Annotated in this window: 1 protein-coding gene and 1 pseudogene; both read left to right on the top strand. The window is 63.0% G+C overall.

The annotated features are described in order from the left end of the window. A pseudogene (locus ENZ74_RS35620) lies at window positions 1-156 on the top strand (ABC transporter permease); the annotation flags it as partial. Window position 157: 1 nt separating this feature from the next. Continuing rightward, a partial coding sequence (locus tag ENZ74_RS34170; protein WP_127313391.1) for an ATP-binding cassette domain-containing protein occupies window positions 158-424 on the top strand: 267 nt, incomplete at its 3' end.

The raw sequence follows: 424 nt of genomic DNA, 5'->3' as shown, positions 1-424 counted from the left end.
GGTCCCTACCTGAAGACCTTGCCGGTGCAGATCTTCACCAGCATCACCCGCGACGCCGATCCGACGGTGACGGCCGTCGGAACCATCATCTTCATTGCCACGACGCTGATCATCAGCGCCGGGCTGATCATCAGCTCGAAATCGACGAGGAGTTGAGATGACTGCGAGGAAACGCGGCGCGGCCATCGACATCAAGTGCGCAACCAAGCGCTACGGCAATTTCACCGCACTCGACGATGTCAGCCTGCATATCGAGCCGGGCGAGTTCATGACGCTGCTCGGCCCCAGCGGCTCGGGCAAGACCACGACGCTCAACGTCGTCGCGGGCTTCACCGACCTCACCTCCGGCGACCTCGCCGTTGGCGGCAAAAGCATCGTCGCCCTGCCGGCGCACAAGCGCAACATCGGCGTTGTCTTCCAGCAC

This window comes from Mesorhizobium sp. M7A.F.Ca.CA.002.15.2.1 (assembly GCF_003998715.1).
GTDB classification, from domain to species: domain Bacteria; phylum Pseudomonadota; class Alphaproteobacteria; order Rhizobiales; family Rhizobiaceae; genus Mesorhizobium; species Mesorhizobium ciceri.
The sequence above is the reverse complement of the archived record's forward strand: the minus strand, read 5'-3'. Positions and strand labels throughout refer to the sequence as shown.